Source organism: Halorubrum sp. B52 (assembly GCF_059752555.1).
In genome coordinates this window covers 722,674-741,236 of sequence record NZ_MWTG01000009.1, presented here as the reverse complement: position 1 = coordinate 741,236, position 18,563 = coordinate 722,674, and the positions used below count along the sequence as shown (strand labels likewise).

Annotated in this window: 22 protein-coding genes and 1 pseudogene; 16 read left to right on the top strand and 7 right to left on the bottom strand. The window is 69.3% G+C overall.

The window, feature by feature from the left end:
* Positions 1–188: 188 nt before the first annotated feature.
* The 3 genes and pseudogenes from B4V04_RS12275 to B4V04_RS12265 all read right to left on the bottom strand — a co-directional run.
* Positions 189–725: pseudogene (locus B4V04_RS12275) on the bottom strand ((2Fe-2S)-binding protein); the annotation flags it as partial.
* Positions 722–1,615, bottom strand: coding sequence for an FAD binding domain-containing protein (locus B4V04_RS12270; RefSeq protein WP_498232006.1), 894 nt, complete (start codon positions 1,613–1,615; stop codon positions 722–724). The gene B4V04_RS12270 and the pseudogene B4V04_RS12275, both read right to left, overlap by 4 nt.
* Positions 1,615–2,208: an SRPBCC family protein gene (locus tag B4V04_RS12265; RefSeq protein ID WP_498232004.1), complete on the bottom strand. Its 594-nt coding sequence runs from the start codon at positions 2,206–2,208 to the stop codon at positions 1,615–1,617. The genes B4V04_RS12270 and B4V04_RS12265 overlap by 1 nt, the downstream gene beginning before the upstream one ends.
* Before the next feature lie 187 nt (positions 2,209–2,395).
* Here B4V04_RS12265 and B4V04_RS12260 point away from each other — a divergent pair, with 187 nt between their 5' ends.
* Positions 2,396–3,661, top strand: a complete 1,266-nt coding sequence (locus tag B4V04_RS12260) for a molybdopterin molybdotransferase MoeA (RefSeq protein WP_498232002.1) — start codon at positions 2,396–2,398, stop codon at positions 3,659–3,661.
* Positions 3,658–4,365 carry a nucleotidyltransferase family protein gene (locus B4V04_RS12255; protein WP_498232000.1) on the top strand — a complete coding sequence of 236 codons (708 nt, stop codon included), beginning with the start codon at positions 3,658–3,660 and terminating at the stop codon, positions 4,363–4,365. Before B4V04_RS12260 ends, B4V04_RS12255 begins: the two co-directional genes overlap by 4 nt.
* A 33-nt stretch (positions 4,366–4,398) precedes the next feature.
* Here the strand turns inward: B4V04_RS12255 and B4V04_RS12250 are convergent, their stop codons facing one another.
* Both B4V04_RS12250 and B4V04_RS12245 read right to left on the bottom strand, forming a co-directional pair.
* Complete coding sequence (locus B4V04_RS12250) at positions 4,399–4,551, bottom strand: AbrB/MazE/SpoVT family DNA-binding domain-containing protein (protein ID WP_144797243.1); 153 nt, start codon at positions 4,549–4,551, stop codon at positions 4,399–4,401.
* Between the two features lie 95 nt (positions 4,552–4,646).
* A complete protein-coding gene (locus B4V04_RS12245) occupies positions 4,647–4,934 on the bottom strand; it encodes a hypothetical protein (RefSeq protein ID WP_498231998.1) in 288 nt (95 codons plus the stop codon).
* A gap of 227 nt (positions 4,935–5,161) precedes the next feature.
* Here B4V04_RS12245 and B4V04_RS12240 point away from each other — a divergent pair, with 227 nt between their 5' ends.
* The 7 genes from B4V04_RS12240 to B4V04_RS12210 all read left to right on the top strand — a co-directional run bounded on the left by B4V04_RS12240 (position 5,162) and on the right by B4V04_RS12210 (position 11,242).
* A complete protein-coding gene (locus B4V04_RS12240) occupies positions 5,162–5,953 on the top strand; it encodes an HpcH/HpaI aldolase family protein (protein WP_498231996.1) in 792 nt (263 codons plus the stop codon).
* Positions 5,954–6,112: 159 nt separating this feature from the next.
* A complete protein-coding gene (locus B4V04_RS12235; protein WP_498231994.1) occupies positions 6,113–7,177 on the top strand; it encodes a sensor histidine kinase in 1,065 nt (354 codons plus the stop codon).
* A 130-nt stretch (positions 7,178–7,307) separates the two neighbouring features.
* Positions 7,308–7,721, top strand: a complete 414-nt coding sequence (trxA, locus tag B4V04_RS12230; RefSeq protein WP_498231992.1) for a thioredoxin — start codon at positions 7,308–7,310, stop codon at positions 7,719–7,721.
* A 51-nt stretch (positions 7,722–7,772) separates the two neighbouring features.
* Entirely contained in the window at positions 7,773–9,023 is a 1,251-nt protein-coding gene (locus B4V04_RS12225) for a M20 family metallopeptidase (protein ID WP_498231991.1), read from the top strand.
* A 214-nt stretch (positions 9,024–9,237) separates the two neighbouring features.
* On the top strand, positions 9,238–9,474 hold the full coding sequence (locus tag B4V04_RS12220) for a sulfurtransferase TusA family protein (protein WP_498231989.1): 237 nt from the start codon (positions 9,238–9,240) through the stop codon (positions 9,472–9,474).
* Entirely contained in the window at positions 9,471–10,613 is a 1,143-nt protein-coding gene (locus B4V04_RS12215; RefSeq protein WP_498231988.1) for an NAD(P)/FAD-dependent oxidoreductase, read from the top strand. Before B4V04_RS12220 ends, B4V04_RS12215 begins: the two co-directional genes overlap by 4 nt.
* 2 nt (positions 10,614–10,615) lie before the next feature.
* Positions 10,616–11,242 (top strand): helical membrane plugin domain-containing protein, encoded by a 627-nt coding sequence (locus tag B4V04_RS12210; protein ID WP_498231986.1) that lies wholly within the window; start codon positions 10,616–10,618, stop codon positions 11,240–11,242.
* 582 nt (positions 11,243–11,824) lie between these two features.
* Here B4V04_RS12210 and B4V04_RS12205 read toward each other — a convergent pair.
* Together B4V04_RS12205 and B4V04_RS12200 are read right to left on the bottom strand one after the other, a co-directional pair.
* Complete coding sequence (locus tag B4V04_RS12205; protein ID WP_498231984.1) at positions 11,825–12,412, bottom strand: DsrE/DsrF/DrsH-like family protein; 588 nt, start codon at positions 12,410–12,412, stop codon at positions 11,825–11,827.
* Positions 12,413–12,414: 2 nt separating this feature from the next.
* Complete coding sequence (locus tag B4V04_RS12200; RefSeq protein ID WP_144797259.1) at positions 12,415–12,660, bottom strand: sulfurtransferase TusA family protein; 246 nt, start codon at positions 12,658–12,660, stop codon at positions 12,415–12,417.
* 250 nt (positions 12,661–12,910) lie between these two features.
* Between B4V04_RS12200 and B4V04_RS12195 the strand changes: the two genes are divergently transcribed.
* The 7 genes from B4V04_RS12195 to B4V04_RS12165 all read left to right on the top strand — a co-directional run bounded on the left by B4V04_RS12195 (position 12,911) and on the right by B4V04_RS12165 (position 18,334).
* On the top strand, positions 12,911–14,104 hold the full coding sequence (locus tag B4V04_RS12195) for an MBL fold metallo-hydrolase (RefSeq protein WP_498231982.1): 1,194 nt from the start codon (positions 12,911–12,913) through the stop codon (positions 14,102–14,104).
* Between the two features lie 11 nt (positions 14,105–14,115).
* Positions 14,116–14,670: a YeeE/YedE family protein gene (locus tag B4V04_RS12190; protein WP_498231981.1), complete on the top strand. Its 555-nt coding sequence runs from the start codon at positions 14,116–14,118 to the stop codon at positions 14,668–14,670.
* Positions 14,670–15,128: a DUF6691 family protein gene (locus B4V04_RS12185; RefSeq protein ID WP_498231979.1), complete on the top strand. Its 459-nt coding sequence runs from the start codon at positions 14,670–14,672 to the stop codon at positions 15,126–15,128. Before B4V04_RS12190 ends, B4V04_RS12185 begins: the two co-directional genes overlap by 1 nt.
* Before the next feature lie 10 nt (positions 15,129–15,138).
* The gene (locus tag B4V04_RS12180; protein WP_498231977.1) at positions 15,139–16,314 is read left to right on the top strand and encodes an inorganic phosphate transporter; all 1,176 of its coding nucleotides are present in this window, start codon (positions 15,139–15,141) and stop codon (positions 16,312–16,314) included.
* A gap of 291 nt (positions 16,315–16,605) precedes the next feature.
* Positions 16,606–16,770, top strand: a complete 165-nt coding sequence (locus tag B4V04_RS12175) for a DUF7512 family protein (protein ID WP_498231976.1) — start codon at positions 16,606–16,608, stop codon at positions 16,768–16,770.
* Positions 16,760–17,812 carry a sulfite exporter TauE/SafE family protein gene (locus tag B4V04_RS12170; protein ID WP_498231974.1) on the top strand — a complete coding sequence of 351 codons (1,053 nt, stop codon included), beginning with the start codon at positions 16,760–16,762 and terminating at the stop codon, positions 17,810–17,812. Before B4V04_RS12175 ends, B4V04_RS12170 begins: the two co-directional genes overlap by 11 nt.
* Positions 17,813–17,929: 117 nt before the next feature.
* Complete coding sequence (locus tag B4V04_RS12165; protein WP_144797272.1) at positions 17,930–18,334, top strand: helix-turn-helix domain-containing protein; 405 nt, start codon at positions 17,930–17,932, stop codon at positions 18,332–18,334.
* Positions 18,335–18,563: the final 229 nt, after the last annotated feature.

Below are 18,563 nucleotides of genomic sequence, written 5' to 3'. Positions count from 1 at the left end.
TCGGTGTCGGCGGCGTCGTCCGCGTCGGCGACGTCGCCCGCGTCGTTCGCGTCGAGGAGCGCGTCGCGGTCGAACGGGTCCGCTCCGTCCGGCCCGCCGCAGCAGTCCTCGCGGCCGCAGAACGTGTCGGCGTCGCCGCCGACCTCGGGGGCCGCGTGGCCGCCCTCCGGCGATGGCGACGCCGCGGATCCCCCGTCCGTCGCCCCGTCGGCCGCGACCGCGCCGCCGTCGGCGGCGGCCCGGTTCTCCAGCTCCTCGGCCGCGTACTCGATCGAGCGGACGATGTTCTGGTAACCGGTGCACCGGCAGAGGTTCCCGCTGATCGCGTCGCGGATCGTCTCCTCGTCCGGGTCCGGGTGCTCGTCGAGCAGCGCCTTGCCCGCCATCAGCATCCCCGGCGTGCAGTAGCCGCACTGCAGGCCGTGCTCCTCGCGGAACCCCTCCTGGAGCGGGTGGATGTCGTCGGCCTCGGGGAGGTCCTCCATCCCCTCGACGGTGAGGATCTCCGCCCCGTCGGCCTGCGCGGCGAACATCAGGCAGGACTTGATCGGCTCGCCGTCCTTCAGCACGGTGCAGGCGCCGCAGTTGCCCGTGTCGCAGCCGATGTGCGTGCCCGTCATGTCCAGGTCCTCTCGGATCGCGTGGACGAGCAGGCGCCGCGGCTCGACCTCGATCGTGTGCTCGGTGCCGTTGACCGTCAGCGTGATCTCGCGTTCGTCAGTCACTGTGTGACCCTCCGTTCGACCGTCACCGTCCCCGCCCGCTCGGCGGCGTCGCCCAGCGCGCGCTGGGTGAGGACGTCGACCATCCGCTCCTTGTAGTCGGCGCCGCCGTGCTCGTCCGACTCGGGGTTCGACTGCTCGGCGGCCAGCTCGCCGGCCTTGGCGAACAGGTCCGGGCTCGGCCGCTCCCCTTCGAGGTGCTCCTCGGCGTCCGTCGCGCGGGCGTTCGTGATGTCGACGGCGGTCATCCCGATGCCGGCCGACTCGATGACGCCGTCGTCGTCGAAGACGAGCCGGACGCCGACGCCCGCCATCGCGTAGTCGCCGGTCTTGCGCTTCAGCTTGTGGTACGCGCTCCCCTCGTTCGGCCCGGGTTCGGGGACGCGGATCTCCGTGATCAGCTCCTGCTCGCCGAGCGTCGTGTCGTACGGGAGCAGGAAGAACTCGTCCGCCGGGATCGCCCGGTCGCCGTCCGGACCGGTGGCGATCACGTCGCCCTCGTGGGCGAGGAGGATGCTCCCCCAGTCGCCCTTCGGGTCGGCCTGCGCGACGGAGCCGACGACCGTGCCGCGGTTCCGGATCTGCGGGTCGGCGACCAGCGGCGCGGCGTCGGCGAAGCTGCCGTACTTCTCGTCGATCAGGGCCGAGTCCTCGACGTCGGCGTGGCGCGCGAGCGCGCCGAGCCGGAGGTGGTCGTCAGCCTCGCGGAGGTAGTCGAGCGAGTCGATGCCGTTGATGTCGACGACCACGTCGGGGTTCGCGAGCCGGAACCGTAACATCGGCACGAGGCTCTGCCCCCCGGCGAGGATCGTCGGGTCGTCGAGGCTCTCCAGCAGGCTGACCGCCTCGTCGACCGTCTCGGGTTCGTGATGCTCGAACGGTGCGGACTTCATCAGAACATCCCTCGGATCTTATCCGTGACTCCCGAGTCGGTCTCCTCGACGTCGGTCATCTGCGACTCGATCGAGGTGAAGAAGTTGTTGACGATCTTGTTGGCGACCGGGTTGATCACGCGGCCGCCGAGCTGGGCGATCCGCCCGGAGATGTCGGCCTCGGTCCACCACTCGATGCGGGAGCCGTCGCCGTCCTCCTGCTCGTGGATGTGCATCCCGGACTCCATGCTGAAGCTGCTCCCGCTGGCCGAGCCGGACCCGGTGGCCGTCATGACGAACTCCTCCTCGTCGCGGTCCTCGATCGTCACCGTCGTCTCGAACTTCGGCTTCACGCTGCCGACGCCGACCTGCATCAGCGCCGCGTAGTCCTGGCCCGCCCGGAACGCGCGGGCGGCGACGTCGTCGGCCTCCGCCTCCGGCAGCGTCGGGACGTCCTCCTCCGGCTCGTAGGAGTCCCACTCGAAGTCGTCGTCCATCGGGGTGATGTACTGACACCCCTTCAGCGAGTCGCGCACCGCGATCGGGTCCGAGAGCACGACCCACGCCTTCTCCGGCGGGACGCCGTCGAGCTCGAACTCCCCGTCGAACTCCATCAGCGACACCCCCCCGTCGCGTCCGCCGTCGTTCGACCGTCCGTCACCGTCATCTTTTATACCCCCCTACTATGAGCATACTATTACCACGAACCATGCTATGTCGTAGCACCATAATAAACGTTATTGACCATGACAAATACCGGATCTGCGGACGGATCGGGTTCGAGAGCCCCGGAGGGAACGGATGAGCGGTAATGGCGGCGGGAAAAGCGATCGCGAAGGCGGCGGGGACGGCGGCCACGACCACGGCGAGATAACCCCGCTGAGAGCCGCCGCGGAGCGCGTCCGCGACCTCCGCGACGAGTGGCTCGACCGGTGGAGCGTCGAGGCGGTCTCGCTCGACCGGATCGCCGGTCGCACTCTCGCGGAGCCCATCGACGCGCCGAGCGACGTGCCCGCCCGGAGCCACGCCACGATGGACGGCTACGCCTTCGACGCGAGCGAGGGGTACCCGTACGAGCTGGTCGACAGGGAGGTGTTCCCGGAGTCCGACCCGCCGGCCCTCGGCGACGGGGAGGCCGTCCGGATCTTCACGGGCGCCCCGCTCCCCGCCGAGGCCAACGCGGTCCTCAAACAGGAGGAGGCGACCGTCGAGGAGGGCCTGCTCGACGGGTCGTCGACCGAGCCCGGCACGTACGTCTACGAGCGCGGCAGCAACGTCGCGGCCGGCGAGCGGCTGTTCGCGGCCGGCGAGCGGCTCGTCGCGAAGGACGCGATCCTGCTCGGCGACCTCGGGGTCGAGGAGGTGCCCGTGACCGAGCGGCTCTCGGTCGGCCTGCTGGCGACCGGCACGGAGATCCACGAGGGCCGCCACGCCGACCTCGACTCGCCGATGCTCGCGGGGCTCGTCCGCGGGTGGGGCCACGAGGCGACGTACGAGGGCACCGTCCCCGACGAGTACGAGCGCGTCAGGGACCGGATCGCCGGGCTCGCCGCCGACCACGACGTGGTGATGACGACCGGGGGCACGAGCGTCGGCGACAAGGACTACGTGGTCCGCGCGCTCCGCGAGCTCGGGACCGTGCGCTTCCACCGGGTCGCGCTGCGGCCCGGCAAGCCGATCGCGGTCGCCACCCTCGACGACCGCGACGCCGTCGCCTTCGCGATCCCGGGCAAGCCGGTCGGCGCGCACGCCGTGACCTCGCTGGTCGTGCGCCCGTTCTTCACCGGGAGCACGTCGCTCCCGACCGTCGACGCCGCGATGGCGAGCGACGTCGGCATCTCGGTTCCGGGGTTCACCTACGCCGTCCCGGTGACGCTCGACGGGGGCGAGGCGACGCCGCTCGGGCACGCCGACTCGCCGCTCGCCGTCTACGAGGAGACGTTCGACCCGAGCGTGCTCTCGTCGAGCACGCGGGCGACGCGCGCCGACGGGTTCGTGCTCACTGAGTCGGCGCTGTCGGCCGGCGAGACGGTCGCCGTCGTCCCCTACCCCGTCGTCGAGCGATGACCGACGAGGACCTCCCGATCGTAACGCCGCCGTTCGCGTCGGGCGAGGGCGACGCCGCCGGAGGGGACTCCATCCCGCCCCGCGTCGCCGGCGTGCTGCTCGCGGCGGGGACGAGCAGCCGCTTCGGCGACGCCAACAAGCTCCTCGCGACCGTCGAGGGAGAGCCGATCGTCCGCCGCGCCGCCCGGACGCTGGTCGACGCCGGACTGGACCCGGTGGTCGTCGTCGTGGGTCACGAGGCCGATCGCGTCCGAGACGCCGTCGACGACCTCCCGGTGGAAATCGTCGACAACGAGGGGTACGAGGCGGGGCAGTCGACGTCGGTCCGGGCCGGGATCGACGCGATTCGAAGGGGGGGATCCCGAGGTCGGGGAGACGCGCGGGTCGACGCCGCGATCATCGCGCTGGGCGACATGCCGTTCGTCGACCCGGAGAGCGTCGAGACGCTCGTCGCGGCGCACGCCGCGGGCGCCGGCGACGCGCTCGCGGCTGCCCACGAGGGAGACCGCGGGAACCCGGTGCTGTTCGACCGGCGGTTCTTCGGCCGACTCGCCGACGTCGACGGCGACGTGGGGGGCCGCGAGATCCTGCTCGCGGACGACGCGAGCGCGCTCGTCGCCGTCGACGACCCGGGGGTCCGCCGCGACGTGGACCGGCCGACCGACCTCTCCGAGCGGGGGTCGGAGGAGGCGGGCGGCGGCTGATCGGCCGGGGTTCGGTCGGGCTGGCGTCGGCGCCTACTCCTCGGTCGCCTTCCTGACGACGATGTTCCCGTCCTCGACGTGCCACTCCACGCGGTCGCCGGCGCCGACGTCGAGGAAGTTGCGCACGGGCTTGGGGACCGTCGTCAGGTTCTTTTCCGACACTTTGGTGTCCGTGAGGTTACCCATTGAGTCGCCGTATGAGCGTAGCAGGGACATAGTTTACGCTACGGTAGCGCGTAGTGTCGGGGACCGGTCGGGCGTCTTCGGAATGCGGTCGGGGGTCAGACGGCGGAGTTCCAGCGGTGGGCACCGCCCTCGGAGGCGCGGTCGAAGTCCAGATCGAACCGGTCCGACTCGATCAGCACCGGTCCCGGGACGTAGACGTCGGCGTCGCCGTCGCCGTCGACGGCGGCGAGCAGGTCGCGCTCGCGCATCGTCTCCAACACGTCGCTGACGGTGCGCTCGCGCCCCTCGATCAGGTTCGCCTCCTCGACGACGCCGTCGACGGTGACGCGCCCCTCCAGCATCGCCAGCCGGATCGCCGACACCCACGCCGGCTCGCGTTTCATCTCCCGACACACGATACAGTACCACATATCGGGGGTCTTTATAAAAATTTCTCACCTGAGCGATAGAATCAACTGGACGGCGCGGCCGCGGCGGGAGTCCGGGCCGGGACCTCGATCCGGGAATCGCATTCGGGACCGCGAGCTCGATCCGGGAATCGCGGCGGTTCCGGTGCGGGAGGGCGGGCCGGTCGGCAGACGTATCCCGAGTCGGGGCGAACCGACGGCCGATGACGGACTCACCGTCGACGAACGACCTGGCGGCCATCTTCGACGAGGGCGACGTCGCGCTCGCCGCGCTCGAGAACGCGTACAGCCCGCGCCTCGTGGAGTTCTACGGCGATCTCGGCCTCGACGTCGTCTGGCTGGACCTCGAACACGGCGGCCCGGACCCGTGGGACGCGGGCCGGATCGAGGACCTGCTCCGCGCGGCGGAGGCGACGGACACGGAGCTGCTCGTGCGGCTCCCGAGCACCGACCCGGCGCTCGTCCGGAAGGCGCTCGACCTGGGCGTGCGGAACGTGTTCCTCCCGCGCGTGGAGGGACCGGACGAGGTGCGGGCGGCGGTCAAGTCGGCGCGCTTCGACTACGACGGCGAGCCGGGGGACCGCGGGCTGGGCTCGGCGCGCGCCCGCCGCTGGGGGCTCGCCGACGACTACGTCGCGACCGAGGACGCGGAGACGCTCGTCGGCGCGACGATCGAGACCGAGCCGGCCGTCGCGAACCTCGACGACATCCTCGCGGTCCCGGAGCTCGGCTTCGTCTTCGTCGGGCCGTTCGACCTGTCGGTCTCGCTCGGCCACCCCGGCGAGATCGACCACCCGGAGGTGCGGGAGGCGGTCGAGACGATCCGGTCGAAGGCCATCGCCGCGGGCGTGCCCGTCGGCGGGCTCGGGTTCGACGCGGACGACGTCGACGAGAAGGCGGCGGACGGCTACCAGCTGTTGAACGTCGGGAGCACGACCGGGGCGATCAAGGGAGCCGTGACGGACTGGCTCGACGGCTTCGAGACCGGCCGGTAGGCGCGCTCCGGCGGTGGACGAGGGGTGACCCACCGCTTTGTTCTCGGCGCCGTCTGCCCCGATACATGTCGTTAGAATGGATGCTCTTCTTCCGCTGTTGCTCGCGGGTACGCCGCTCGACGGGCGAAATTCTTTACGTTCCTGTCCGTATGACCACCCGTGTCACACCCACGTCACCGGGTCCGTCCACAGCACGGAGTGTACGCGCTGGGGGCCCTCTGTATCGGGCTCGGACTCGCCCACCTCGCGACCGAGGGCGAGGGGCTCGGGACGGGACTGGAGGCGTTCGTGATCTGCGGTATCGCCCTCCTCGTGGTCGCGACGGGGTACGAGCTCCCGAACCGACCGATCTCCCGGTCGGGCAAGTGGCGGGCGCTGCGGTTGGCGCTCACCGTGGCCGGCTCGTTCGCGCTCCTCGCGCTCGCCGTCTGGCTGATATGGGCGGTGGAGGGACAGGAGGGGGAGCTCACCTTCCTCCTCGCGTTCGCGACCACGCTCGGCTCCGCCGTCGGCGTCCGCGGCGGGCTGTACGCGGTCGAGGCCGACGAGCGGCTCGACGAGGCCCGCGACCTGACGAAGCTGCTGACGATCAACCAGCGCGTGCTGCGACACAACCTCCGGAACGAGCTCTGCGTCGCGCTCGGCAACCTGGATCGGATCGAACGCCGCGATCACGGCGCGGAGACGAACGAGGACGTGCGGACCGCGCGTGCGCACTTGGAGAGCCTCTTGGACACGACCGACCGCACGCGGGAGATCGTCTCGATCTGGGACACCGACCAGCGCGAGACGTTCCGCCTCCGGGAGCTCTTAGAGGAGCGGATCGAAGCGGTCGGGACGGCGTACCCGGACGTGTCGATCGGGACCGAGTTCGACGGCGACCCTCGCGTGGTGTCCCACCCGGCGCTCCGGGCGGCGATCGAGGAGGCGCTCCGCAACGCGGCCGAGCACACCCCGACCGACGCCGCGGTCACCGTCGCGCTCCGCACGGACCGGACGGGAGCGGCGGTCGTAGAGGTCGTCGACACCGGTTCGGGGATCCCGAAGTTCGACGTGGACGCGATCGAGAGCCCGGAGGAGACCTCGCTCGTCCACACGCAGGGGCTCGGGCTCTGGATAATCTACTGGACCGTCGAGACGTCGGACGGGACGTTCGAGCTGCTGGAGAACGAGCCGACCGGGACCGTCCTCCGGATCACGCTGCCGACCGCGGAGGAGGCCTGACCCGTCCGTCCCGCGGCCGGCGACGGGCGCGTCGACGTCGACGTCGCGGAGCCGTGACGTGCGGCCGAGAGACACAATATTGTGCGTATCACGCAAAAGCATAAGTCGACGCGGACCGTACGACGAGTCGATGACCGAGGAAATCGAGGCGATCCGACGACAGAAGATGGAGGAGCTTCGGAACCGAGACGAGGCGGAAGCGACCGAAGAGGCGGAGCCGCGGAGCCCGTCCGAACCCGTTCCGGTCGACGGAACGGCGGAACTGAACGAGACCGTCTCCGAACGCGACGTCGTGCTGATCGACTTCTACGCCGACTGGTGCGGCCCGTGTCAGATGCTCGAACCGGTCGTCGAGTCGATCGCCGCCGACACCGACGCGACCGTGGCGAAGGTCGACGTCGACGCGAACCAGGGGCTCGCCGCGGAGTACGGCGTCCGCGGCGTCCCGACGCTCCTGCTGTTCGCCGACGGAGAGCCGGTCGAGCGCCTCGTCGGGATGCAGGACGAATCGCGGCTCCGGTCCGCGATCGAGGAGTACGCCTGACCCGCACGCGTCCATGAACAGATCCGAACCGAGTCGGGGGCTCGTTCGGCGATGAGCGACGAGACCCCGGTCGCGTACGTTCGAGAGCGCCGCGAGGAGTTGGCCGACCTCGCGCTCGAGCTCCTCGCGGTCGACAGTTCGAACCCGCCGGGCGACACGCGAGGGGTCGTCGACGCGGTCGAGCGGTTCCTCGACCCGCTTCCGGTCGAGGTCGAGCGCTTCGCGGTCGACCCGGCGAAGCCGAACCTCCTCGTTCGGCTCGCCGGGGCGTCCGACCGAACGCTGCTGTACAACGGCCACCTCGACACGGTCCCGTTCGACGCCGGCGCGTGGACCCGCGATCCGCTCGGCGAGCGCGCGGGCGACCGCGTCTACGGCCGCGGCGCGACCGACATGAAGGGCGCCGTGGCGTCGATGCTGTTCGCGCTCCGGGCGTTCGCGGCGACAGGCACCGAGCCGCCGGTCGACCTGCTGTTCGCGTTCGTGAGCGACGAGGAGGTCGGCGGCGACGCGGGGTTACCGGCGCTCCTGGAGGCCGGACGGCTCGACGCGGACGCCTGCGTGATCGGCGAGCCCACCTGCGAGGCGGGTCGGCACTCGGTCACGGTCGCCGACCGCGGCAGCATCTGGTTGACGCTCGAGGCGGCCGGCGAGGGGGCCCACGGCTCGCGGCCGGCGCTCGGCGTCAACGCGGTCGACCGCCTCTACGGCGCGGTCGAGACGCTTCGCGACCGCTTCGGCTCGGAGCGGCTGGACCTCGGCGCCGACGTCGAGCCGATCGTCGAGGAGTCGGTCGAGTACTACGCCCCGGCGATGGGCGAGAGGGCCACCCGAGAGCTGTTCCGTTTCCCCTCGATCAACCTCGGCGTCTTCGAGGGCGGCGACGCGGTGAACAGCGTCCCGGAGTCGGCCCGGGCCGAGGTCGACGTGCGCCTGACCGCGGGCGTCTCGACGCCCGACGTGCTCTCCCGCATCCGGGCCTGCGTCGCCGACTGCGAGGGGATAACGATCACCGACGTCTCGTGGAGCGTCGGCACCGCGGAGCCCCCCGACAGCCCGCTGGTCGAGGCCGTGGCGTCGACCGCGACCGACGTCACGGGCGAGCGCGTCTTCCGTCGGAGCGCGACGGGCGGCGGGGACGCGAAGACGCTCCGGAACGCCGGGGTACCGACCGTCGAGTTCGCGCTCGGGACCGACACCGTCCACGCCGCAGACGAGTACGTGCCCGTCGACGCGCTCGTGGGGAACGCCCTCGTCTACGCACGGCTCCCGTCGGCGTGGGCGGCGGCGACGAATCGGTGACGATCCACGACCGACCGGTAACGGTTCTCGACCGACCGGTAACGGTTCTCGACCGACCGGTAACGGTTCTCGACCGACCGATGACGGTCAACCGCCGCGATCGGAATCGGTAGACGCTCGCTCGTCCGCGTACGCTTTCGTGGATTTTCATGCTCTTGGAATTGATATACAATACTAATGTCGAACGGACCCAACGGGTACCTGTGAGACGCCCATGACAGACATCGAACCCGACGAGACCGTCGACGCCAGAGGCGCCGCCTGCCCCGGTCCCCTGATGGACCTCATCGGAGCGATCCGAGGGGCCGACTCCGGCGCGGTGATACGGCTCCTGAGCGACAACGAGCAGTCGCGCACCGACGTGCCGGAGTGGGCCGAGGAGGCGGGTAACGAGCTGCTCGCCGTCGAAGAGGAAGACGATCACACCGCGTTCTACGTGGAGAAAGCATGACTGAACGCGTCGTCATCGTCGGCGGCGGGACCGGCGGATCGGTCCTCGCGAACGACCTCGCCGACCGGCTCGAATCCGAACTCGACGCCGGCGACGTCGAGGTGACGCTCGTCAACGACGGCCCCGACCACGTTTACAAACCGGTGTGGCTGTACGTCCCGTTCGGCCAGCGCGAGACGGCGGACGGTCGACGTCGGCTCGACGAGCTCGTCGACGACGCGGTCGACCTCCGGATCGACCGGGTGACCGATATCGACACGGAGGCCAAACAGCTGGGGTTCAGCGACGGGCCGACGATGGGATACGACCACCTCGTGCTGGCGACCGGGTCGACGCTGAGGCCCGAACGGGTCCCCGGCCTCGCGGAGGGCGGGCACGACTTCTACAGCGAACCGGGCGCGACCGAGCTCCGGGATGAGCTGCTGTCGTTCACCGAGGGCGAGATCGTGTTGAGCGTCGTCGGCACGCCCCACATGTGCCCCGCCGCGCCGTTGGAGTTCGTCTTCATGGTCGACGACTGGTTCCGGAAGCGCGGGCTCCGCGAGGACGTCGAAGTCACCTACACGTACCCGATCCAGCGCGTCCACGGCAACCCCCACATCGCGGAGTGGGCGAGGCCGATCATGGACGAGCGCGACATCAACGTCGAGACGTTCTTCAACGCCGAATCGGTCGACCCGGAGGCGGAGACCATCACGTCGATGGAGGGGACCGAGCTCGACTACGACCTCCTCGTGACGATCCCGCCGCACGGCGGCATCGACCTGATCGAGGAGGCGGGGCTCGGCGACGACGGCTGGGTCGACGTGAACAAGCACACCCTCGAGGCCGAGGCCGCCGAGAACGCCTACGCGCTCGGCGACACCGCGGCCACCGGCGTCCCGAACGCGGGCAGCGTGGCCCACTACCAGGCCGGCGTCGTCGGTCGGCGCCTCGCCAGCGAGATCCGCGGGCGGCCGGCGACGGCGAGGTACGACGGGAAGACCCTCTGCTTCATCGAGACGGGGATGGACGCGGCGTCGTACGTCGAGTTCGACTACGAGAACCCGCCGTCGCCCGCGCCGCCGTCGCAGAAGCTGCACTGGTCGAAGCTGGCGTACAACGAGTCGTACTGGCTCACCGCACGGGGGTTACTCTGACCATGTCCGGGGAATCCACCTCCGAGCGGAGCGACCTCGAGGCGGCGATCGAGCGGAACCCGGAGGCAGTCGCCGCGTTCGTCGAACGGCTCGACGCGGTCAACGAACTGCTCGACGTGCTCTCGCTGGGCGAGAACGCGCTCGACGACGGGATGGTCCGCGAGCTCTCGGCCACGGGGTCGACGCTCGCCGAGTCCGCCGACGGGATCGCGACCGACGAGACGGTCGCGCTGGCCGAGACGGTCGGCGAGAACGGCGACGAGCTGCGGGAGGCGCTCGACACCATGATCACGCTCCAGCGGAGCGGGACGCTGGACGAGCTGGCCGAGATCGCGGAGGTCGGCTCGCTGGCGACCGCCGCGCTCGACGACGAGATGGTCGCCTCGCTGGCCGGCACCGGCGCCGCGCTCGGGGAGGTCGCGCAGACGGCCGCGGACGACGACACGCGCGACGGCGTCGAGACGCTGCTGAGGAGCCTCGGCGAAGCGGAGCGCGAGCCCCCCGAACGGGTCGGGCCCGTCGGCCTGGTCCGCGAGCTACGCGATCCGGACGTCCAGCACGGCCTCGGCTATCTGCTGGCCATCGCGGGCGCGCTCGGCCGCGAGCGATCCGACGACGACGGGCGCTGACGTCGCGCCCGACTCACGCGACCGGCGCGCGAGCGAGACGGGTTCGGCTTCGCGAAACCCTCGGTGAGTGACCTGTTTTGAGACCGTTGCGACCGATCGGGAACGGCCGCGGTCGACGGCGGGTGTTACCGTTACAGTCCGTCGACAGCGAGACGGTAATTAAACCGGGCTGAGCGACGGCGACGATCGCTTATAAATGAGCGAAGCGGCGGCGCGTGCCGGTGAGCGGCCGACAGGCCGCGAACAGCGAGGGACCGAAGGTCCCTCCGACAGCCGGACGTAGTCCGGCGACCGCACGCGCGAGGGAGTCGCGAACGAAGTGAGCGACAGCGAGGCGCTTCGCGCCTCTGGCAACCGGCGGCAAAGCCGCCGGCGACGAGGCCGGGGAGGCGTGAAGTGCGGAGCTGTGCGGTGCGGGGCTGCGCGGTGCGGATTGGGACTCGACGGGGTAGTCGCCCGGCTGGGGCTTCGGAGGCGTCCTCCGTCACGGCGGCTGCGACGGCGAATGTCCGAGAATTCGGGCCCGAATCCACCGAGCCGATCGAGGCTCGCGGGCGACCGGGACGCGCGTCCGTCGACGGATCAGACCAGAAGCTGGATGTCGGCCTCGGCCATGTCCTGCAGGGCCGTCGCGGCGCCGACGCCCGTTGTGACGCCGTCGTAGAAGTCGTCCTCGTCGTAGTCCATCAGGTCGATGGTCATCTGACACGCCTGGAACTCAACGCCCATGTCGAGGCTCGTCTCCAGGAGCTCCTCGACGGTGGCCGTGTCGTTGTCCGCGATGCGCTTTTCCATCATCTTCGTCGTCACGCGGTCCATCCCGGGGAGCGCGGCGACGGCGTTCGGGACGGGCATGTTCGGGTTGCCGACGGAGCTGAGCTTGAGGTTCTTCGACCGCTCCTCGTGGAGGATGTCGAGCCCCCAGAACGTGTGGAACACCGTGACGTCGTAGCCGAAGGCGGCGGCGGTGCTGGCGAGGATGAGCGGCGGGTACGCCATGTCGAGCGTCCCCTTCGTCGCGATGATGCTCATCTTCTTGACGTCGTCCTCGCCGGTCGCCTCGCCGAGCGCCTCCTCCAGCTCGTCGACGCGCGCGGCCAGTTCGGCGCGCGAGGGCGCGTCGTCCGCCGAGGATTCGGTCCCGTCCGGGGCCGGTGTGTCGGTGCTCATCGTCACTCCGTCTTGCGGACGTAGTGTTTGTACACGTCGTCGCCTTCCTCCTGACCGACGAGCTCGACGCCGGCGGTCCCCGCGGCCCAGCCGTCGATGTCGCTCACGCTTCCCGGGTCGGTCGCCAGCACTTCGAGGACCTCGCCTTCGGTCAGTTCGTCGATCGCTCCCTTCGTCTTCACGACCGGCATGGGACACGATGCGCCTTTCACGTCGAGCGTCTCCGCGATATCGTATTCTGCACTCATTGGTTATCTGCTCCGTTGGTCTGTATTGGAGCTATCACACAATATTCTCGCCACGGTTAAAAGAATGTTGTTTCTTGGGTGTGTCGCGAACAACCGCTTCCGACGGGGGTTTGCGTGAAACACCGATAAGCCGCCACCTAAACGTGTAAAGTGTACTATACGCGCTCCGCCCCCGATAGTATATTGTGTAGTTATTGAATTACTATGAGAACCCTTTTGTACGTTCACCCGGTACAATGGGGTGTACAACATGGACGCTGAAGATTTCCCGACGCCGGATGTCGACGTCGAAACGATCGCACCGGACACGCTGAAAGAACGCATCGACGCGGGCGAGGCCGTCACGCTCCTCGACGCGCGCATGCAATCCGACTACGAGGAGTGGCGCATCGACGGCGAGAACGTCACGTCGATCAACGTCCCGTACTTCGAGTTCCTCGACGACGAGATCGACGGGGACGTCCTCGAACGGATCCCCGAGGACCGCGAGGTGACCGTCCTGTGCGCGAAGGGCGGCGCCAGCGAGTACGTCGCGGGCACGCTCGCGGAGCGCGGCTACGACGTGAACCACCTCGAAGAGGGCATGAACGGCTGGGCGGGCATCTACGAGGCCGTCGAAGTCGCCGACTACGACGGCGCGGGCACGCTGCTGCAGTACCAGCGCCCCTCGTCCGGATGCCTCGGCTACCTGCTCTACGACGACGGCGAGGCGGCGATCATCGACCCGCTGCGCGCGTTCACCGACCGCTACCTCGACGACGCCGACGACCTCGGCGTCGATATCGAGTACGCGCTTGACACGCACATTCACGCCGATCACATCTCGGGCGTGCGCGACCTCGACGCGGAGGGCGTCGAGGGCGTCATCCCCGAGGCGGCCGTCGACCGCGGCGTCACCTACGCCGACGAGCTGACCACGGCTGCGGACGGCGACACCTTCCAAGTCGGCGACGCGGCCATCGAGGCCGTCTCCACGCCCGGACACACGACTGGGATGACCTCGTACCTCGTCGACGGGAGCCTGCTCGCGACCGGCGACGGGCTGTTCGTCGAGAGCGTCGCCCGCCCGGACCTCGAGGAGGGCGACGACGGTGCGCCGGACGCCGCGCGCATGCTGTACGAGTCCCTGCAGGAGCGCGTTCTCACCCTGCCCGACGACACGCTGATCGGGGGCGCGCACTTCAGCGACGCCGCCGAGCCCGCCGAGGACGGTACCTACACGGCACCCATCGGCGAGCTCGTCGAGGAGATGGACGCGCTCACGATGGAGGAAGACGCGTTCGTCGAACTCATCCTCTCCGATATGCCGCCGCGGCCGGCCAACTACGAGGACATCATCGCGACGAACCTCGGTCAGAACGCCGTCGACGACGAGGAGGCGTTCACCCTCGAACTCGGGCCGAACAACTGCGCCGCGAGCCAGGACTCGCTCGCGGGTGACTGAGACTGCCATCGATGCCTGACCCACTCGTCGCGCAGGCGGCCGCCGATCTGTTCCCGAACGGGGTCAGCCGGTACGCCGTCGGCGGGCTGCTCGTCGGCCTCGGCGCGGTCGTGATATACGTCGGGACGGGGATCGCGGCCGGCGCGAGCACCTTCCTCGAGTCGACGCTGTCGTACGTGTCGGGGCAGTCGCGGTTCCAGCGGTACGTCGCCTCCCGGGACTGGCGCGTCGTGTTCACGCTCGGAATCATCCTCGGCGGCGCGGCGTTCGCGGCGACGGTCCAATCGGGCGTCATCACGACGTCGCTCTACCAACCCGGAACAACCGGGCAGACCTACGAGCTCGCCGGTGTGACCCTGTGGCTGACCGACGTTCAGCCGTGGCGGCTGTTCGTCGGCGGCGTCCTCGTTGGCATCGGGACCCGAATCGGGAAGGGATGCACTTCGGGGCACGGCGTCTGCGGCGTCGGGTCGGCGTCGAAGACGTCGCTGGTCGGCGTGGCGACGTTCCTGACCGTGGCGATCGGGACGGCGCAAGTCGTCGCCGCTCTGGGGGTGAGCCCGTAATGGCGGACAGACATCCGCTGTTCAAGCCGCTGATCTTCGTCGGCGGTCTGATCTTCGGGTTCGGGCTCGGCTTCAGCCACATGGCGCGGCCGGAGGTCGTGCTGAACTTCCTCACGTTCGAGGACTTCGGGCTGCTGTTCGTGATGTTCGGCGCGGCCGTCGTCTCCGGGATCGCGTTCGCGGTGATGCCCCGGATTCGGAACGCCGCGCCGCTGACCGGCGACCGATACGAGCGGCGTCTGAAGCCGTTCGACCGGAACGTCCTCGTCGGCGGCGTCGTCTTCGGCGTCGGCTGGGGACTCTCCGGAATCTGCCCGGGCGCGGCGTACGCGAGCCTCGGCGTCGGCAACGTCACCATCCTCTGGGCGCTCGCCGGGATGTTCCTCGGCGCGTACGCGCAGGGGTACTGGCGGAGCCGCAGCCAAGCGCGTGACGCCGCCGCGGCCGGCGCGGACTAACGGAACCGGTATGGACCCCGCTCTCCTCGCCCTCTCCGTCGGTGCAGCGCTCGCCAGCCTGTTCATGGCGTGGGTCATCGGCGCCGGCTCGAGCGGTGCGACCCCGTTCGCACCCGCTGTCGGCGCGAACGCGATCTCGACGATGCGGGCCGCGTTCCTCGTCGGAATCTTCGGGTTCGCCGGCGCCGTCACGCAGGGCGGCAACGTCTCGGAAGCCGTCGGGAGCGGTCTCGTCGGCGGGATCAGCCTCCCCGTAGCGGGAGTCATCCTCGTGCTCGTGTTGGGCGCGGGGCTGATGGCGGTCGGCATCACGACCGGCTACCCGATCGCGACCGCGTTCACCGTCACCGGGGCGGTCATCGGCGTCGGCCTCGCGCTCGGCGGGACGCCCGTCTGGGCGAAGTACCAGCAGATCGCCTCCGTCTGGGTGTTGACTCCCTTCGTCGGGGGCGGCATCGCGTTCTCGATCGCGAGCCTGCTCCCGCGCTCCGACGTCCCCGAGCGGTACAGCGTGCCCGTCCTCGCCGGCCTCGTCGGGGCGGTCCTCGTGAACGTCCAGTTCGGCTTCCTGGGTGAGGGGAGCGCGTCGGGGACCCTCCGCGGGCTCGGGCAGCGGGCGCTGGCGGTCGACGGACTCGCGTCGGCGGTCGGTGTCACGGGCCTCGCGGCGCTGGTCGTCGCCGCCGTCGTCTGGTGGGACGTCAGTCGCGACGAGCCCGGCGGGCTGCGACGCGTACTGCTCGCGCTGGGCTCGCTGGTCGCGTTCTCCGCGGGCGGGAGTCAGGTCGGCCTCGCCGTCGGGCCGCTGCTGCCGCTGCTCGACGAGGTGGGGATGGTCTCGACGTTCGCCGTCCTCGTCGGCGGGGGTCTGGGAATGCTCGTCGGGTCGTGGACGGGCGCGCCGCGGATGATCAAGTCGCTCGCCCAGGACTACTCGTCGCTCGGACCGCGGCGCTCCATCTCGGCGCTCGTGCCCTCGTTCCTGATCGCGCAGCTGGCGGTCCTGTTGGGCGTCCCGGTCTCGTTCAACGAGATCGTCGTCAGCGCCATCATCGGGAGCGGTGCCGCCGTCGGCGGGCGGGACGCGGTGGACGCGCGGAAGATCCTCGTGACGGTGGGGGCGTGGGTGGGGTCGTTCGTCCTGTCGTTCGGGCTCGCGTACGCCGCCGCGTTCCTCCTGCTCTGAAACCGACCGTCATCCTGTTCTGAAATCGACCGTCGCTGCTCCGCGCGTGCGGGCGATTTCGACTCACTACGAGCACCGACGGAGTGGACCTCAGTACGTCCATCGACGGATCTCCGAGTTCAGCGGAGCGCCGTACGTTCCGTGTAAGTTATCGATGGTCGGGCGGAGGTTATCCGGATATAGTATTGTATGGTGAGCCCAAAACTGTTATAGGCACGAACCGGGTAAGAGATATTGAGCAGAAATGTGTCAACAGCGAATTTCCGAAGACGGAGATCGGAGGACGAACCGATGTCAGGGTTAGAGGTTCCCACGTGGGACCCGGAGACGGCCCTGCTCATCGGCGCGATCCTCCTGGAAGCGATCGTGTTGTACGTGGGTTACGGGGGACTCGAGCGACTCATCGGGCCCCGGTTGATGAAACTCGTGATCGGAGGCGAAGGAGATGCTCGATAGCCTCCCGCTCGGGTTCCTCGGAACGAGCCCCGAGATGCTGGCCCTGTTCGTCGGCTTCGGCCTCGTCGTCGGCGTGCTGTTCGGGTTCTTCGGTATGGGCGGGTCGTTCCTCGTCACCCCCGCCCTGTTGATGTTGGAGTACCCGGCGCCCGTCGCGGTCGGCAGCGGGATGGCGTTCGTCTTCGGGACGGCCGTCATCGCGACCCTGAAACACCACGACCTCGGGCAGGTCGACTACAAGCTCGGCGTGATCATGATCACCGGGACGACGATCGGCATCGAGGTCGGACGCGCCAGCGTCTACTACCTCGAGTCGATGGGACTCGCCGGCGGCGTCATCAGCGTCGCCTACGTGGTTCTGCTCGGCGGGGTCGGAGCGATGGTGACCCGCGACGCCCTGAAAAACGACGGCGGCGGTGGCATCGACCACGATGCGGCCGACCGGGATCTCAGCGAGTACGAGATCCCCGACATCGCCAAAACCATCCAGCAGACCGTTCGGATTCCGCCGATGGTGACGCTCCGCGGCGACGTCCGCGTCTCCGCGTGGGTCATCACGGCCGTCGCCTTCGCGACCGGACTCCTGTCCGGCTTCCTCGGCGTCGGCGGCGGCTTCATCCGGATGCCCGCGATGATCTACGCGATCGGCGTTCCGGTCCCCGTCGCCGTCGGGACGGACCTGTTCGAGATCGTCTTCTCCGGCGGCCTCGGGAGCTACCTCTACGGACAGGGCGGCGGCGTCGACCTCGGCATCGTCGTCCCGCTGCTGTTCGGGAGCGCGCTCGGCGCCCGCATCGGTTCCGCCGCGACCGCCGTCGTCGACGCCGACGGCATCAAGGTCTACTTCGGCGGGATGCTGCTCGCCGGCGCCGTCGCGGTCGGCATCGGCGAGATCGGATCCTACATCGGGAACCCGCTCCTGGAGACGGTCGGACTGGTCCTCGTGATCGGCGCGGCCGTCGTCGTCGCCGCCGCGGTCATCTACACATCGGTCGTCTCGCTGCGGACGACGCGCAGTCGCCAAGCCGCGACGGCGGACTGACGCGGTCGCTCGGCCTCGAACTCCCGACGTTCCCCGCGAGCCGTCGGCGTTAGCGCGAAATTGTGTGATCCATACACAAGTCTTTTAACGGCTTACCGCGTACATACTCCCGATAAAATGCCGGATTCGATGTCGGAACAACTCCAGCAAGACATGGTGTGCGAGGGGCTCCTAGAGTGTTTCCACGGGCTCAAGCAGCTCGACAAGCAGGTCTTTCAAGAGCTCGTCCGGACCGAGGCGCCGCTGACCATCGACGAGATCGCCGACGAAGTGGACCGCGAGCGCTCAACCGCGTACCGCGCCGTACAGCGGCTCCTGCAGGCCGGCTTCATTCAGAAGGAGCAGGTGAACTACGACCAGGGCGGATACTACCACGTGTACAGGCCGACGGACCCGGAAAAGGTCGCCGACGACATGCAGCGGATGCTCAACGACTGGTACGCGAAGATGGGACAGCTCATCCAGGAGTTCGAAGACAAGTACGACCGGGCCGAGACCTCGTCTCCGGCCGCCGAGAGCTAACGCCGGCGCGAACCGGTCGTCCGACGACCGAGACCGGATTGGGGGTCGCCCCGCCTCGGTGTCGGTGACCGGCGGTTGAAACGAGCGGGCACTCGAAGCGGCGATCGTGAATCGCCGTCGCCGCACAAAAGATAAAAACGGATCGTATTACAGATATTCGATACTTCGGCGATATCTCGATGCGGCCGGGACAGCGTGTGAACGTGCGACGTCGGAATGTTTCTGGCGC

Coding starts and splice junctions, on each gene's coding strand:
- B4V04_RS12200 (WP_144797259.1), bottom strand. CDS start 12,660: ATGAGTGCAGAATACGATATCGCGGAGACGCTCGACGTGAAAGGCGCA.
- B4V04_RS12215 (WP_498231988.1), top strand. CDS start 9,471: ATGACTGAACGCGTCGTCATCGTCGGCGGCGGGACCGGCGGATCGGTC.
- B4V04_RS12270 (WP_498232006.1), bottom strand. CDS start 1,615: ATGAAGTCCGCACCGTTCGAGCATCACGAACCCGAGACGGTCGACGAG.
- B4V04_RS12185 (WP_498231979.1), top strand. CDS start 14,670: ATGGCGGACAGACATCCGCTGTTCAAGCCGCTGATCTTCGTCGGCGGT.
- B4V04_RS12220 (WP_498231989.1), top strand. CDS start 9,238: ATGACAGACATCGAACCCGACGAGACCGTCGACGCCAGAGGCGCCGCC.
- trxA (WP_498231992.1), top strand. CDS start 7,308: ATGACCGAGGAAATCGAGGCGATCCGACGACAGAAGATGGAGGAGCTT.
- B4V04_RS12175 (WP_498231976.1), top strand. CDS start 16,606: ATGTCAGGGTTAGAGGTTCCCACGTGGGACCCGGAGACGGCCCTGCTC.
- B4V04_RS12250 (WP_144797243.1), bottom strand. CDS start 4,551: ATGGGTAACCTCACGGACACCAAAGTGTCGGAAAAGAACCTGACGACG.
- B4V04_RS12225 (WP_498231991.1), top strand. CDS start 7,773: ATGAGCGACGAGACCCCGGTCGCGTACGTTCGAGAGCGCCGCGAGGAG.
- B4V04_RS12245 (WP_498231998.1), bottom strand. CDS start 4,934: ATGAAACGCGAGCCGGCGTGGGTGTCGGCGATCCGGCTGGCGATGCTG.
- B4V04_RS12170 (WP_498231974.1), top strand. CDS start 16,760: ATGCTCGATAGCCTCCCGCTCGGGTTCCTCGGAACGAGCCCCGAGATG.
- B4V04_RS12210 (WP_498231986.1), top strand. CDS start 10,616: ATGTCCGGGGAATCCACCTCCGAGCGGAGCGACCTCGAGGCGGCGATC.
- B4V04_RS12180 (WP_498231977.1), top strand. CDS start 15,139: ATGGACCCCGCTCTCCTCGCCCTCTCCGTCGGTGCAGCGCTCGCCAGC.
- B4V04_RS12255 (WP_498232000.1), top strand. CDS start 3,658: ATGACCGACGAGGACCTCCCGATCGTAACGCCGCCGTTCGCGTCGGGC.
- B4V04_RS12265 (WP_498232004.1), bottom strand. CDS start 2,208: ATGGAGTTCGACGGGGAGTTCGAGCTCGACGGCGTCCCGCCGGAGAAG.
- B4V04_RS12260 (WP_498232002.1), top strand. CDS start 2,396: ATGAGCGGTAATGGCGGCGGGAAAAGCGATCGCGAAGGCGGCGGGGAC.
- B4V04_RS12165 (WP_144797272.1), top strand. CDS start 17,930: ATGCCGGATTCGATGTCGGAACAACTCCAGCAAGACATGGTGTGCGAG.
- B4V04_RS12205 (WP_498231984.1), bottom strand. CDS start 12,412: ATGAGCACCGACACACCGGCCCCGGACGGGACCGAATCCTCGGCGGAC.
- B4V04_RS12195 (WP_498231982.1), top strand. CDS start 12,911: ATGGACGCTGAAGATTTCCCGACGCCGGATGTCGACGTCGAAACGATC.
- B4V04_RS12240 (WP_498231996.1), top strand. CDS start 5,162: ATGACGGACTCACCGTCGACGAACGACCTGGCGGCCATCTTCGACGAG.
- B4V04_RS12190 (WP_498231981.1), top strand. CDS start 14,116: ATGCCTGACCCACTCGTCGCGCAGGCGGCCGCCGATCTGTTCCCGAAC.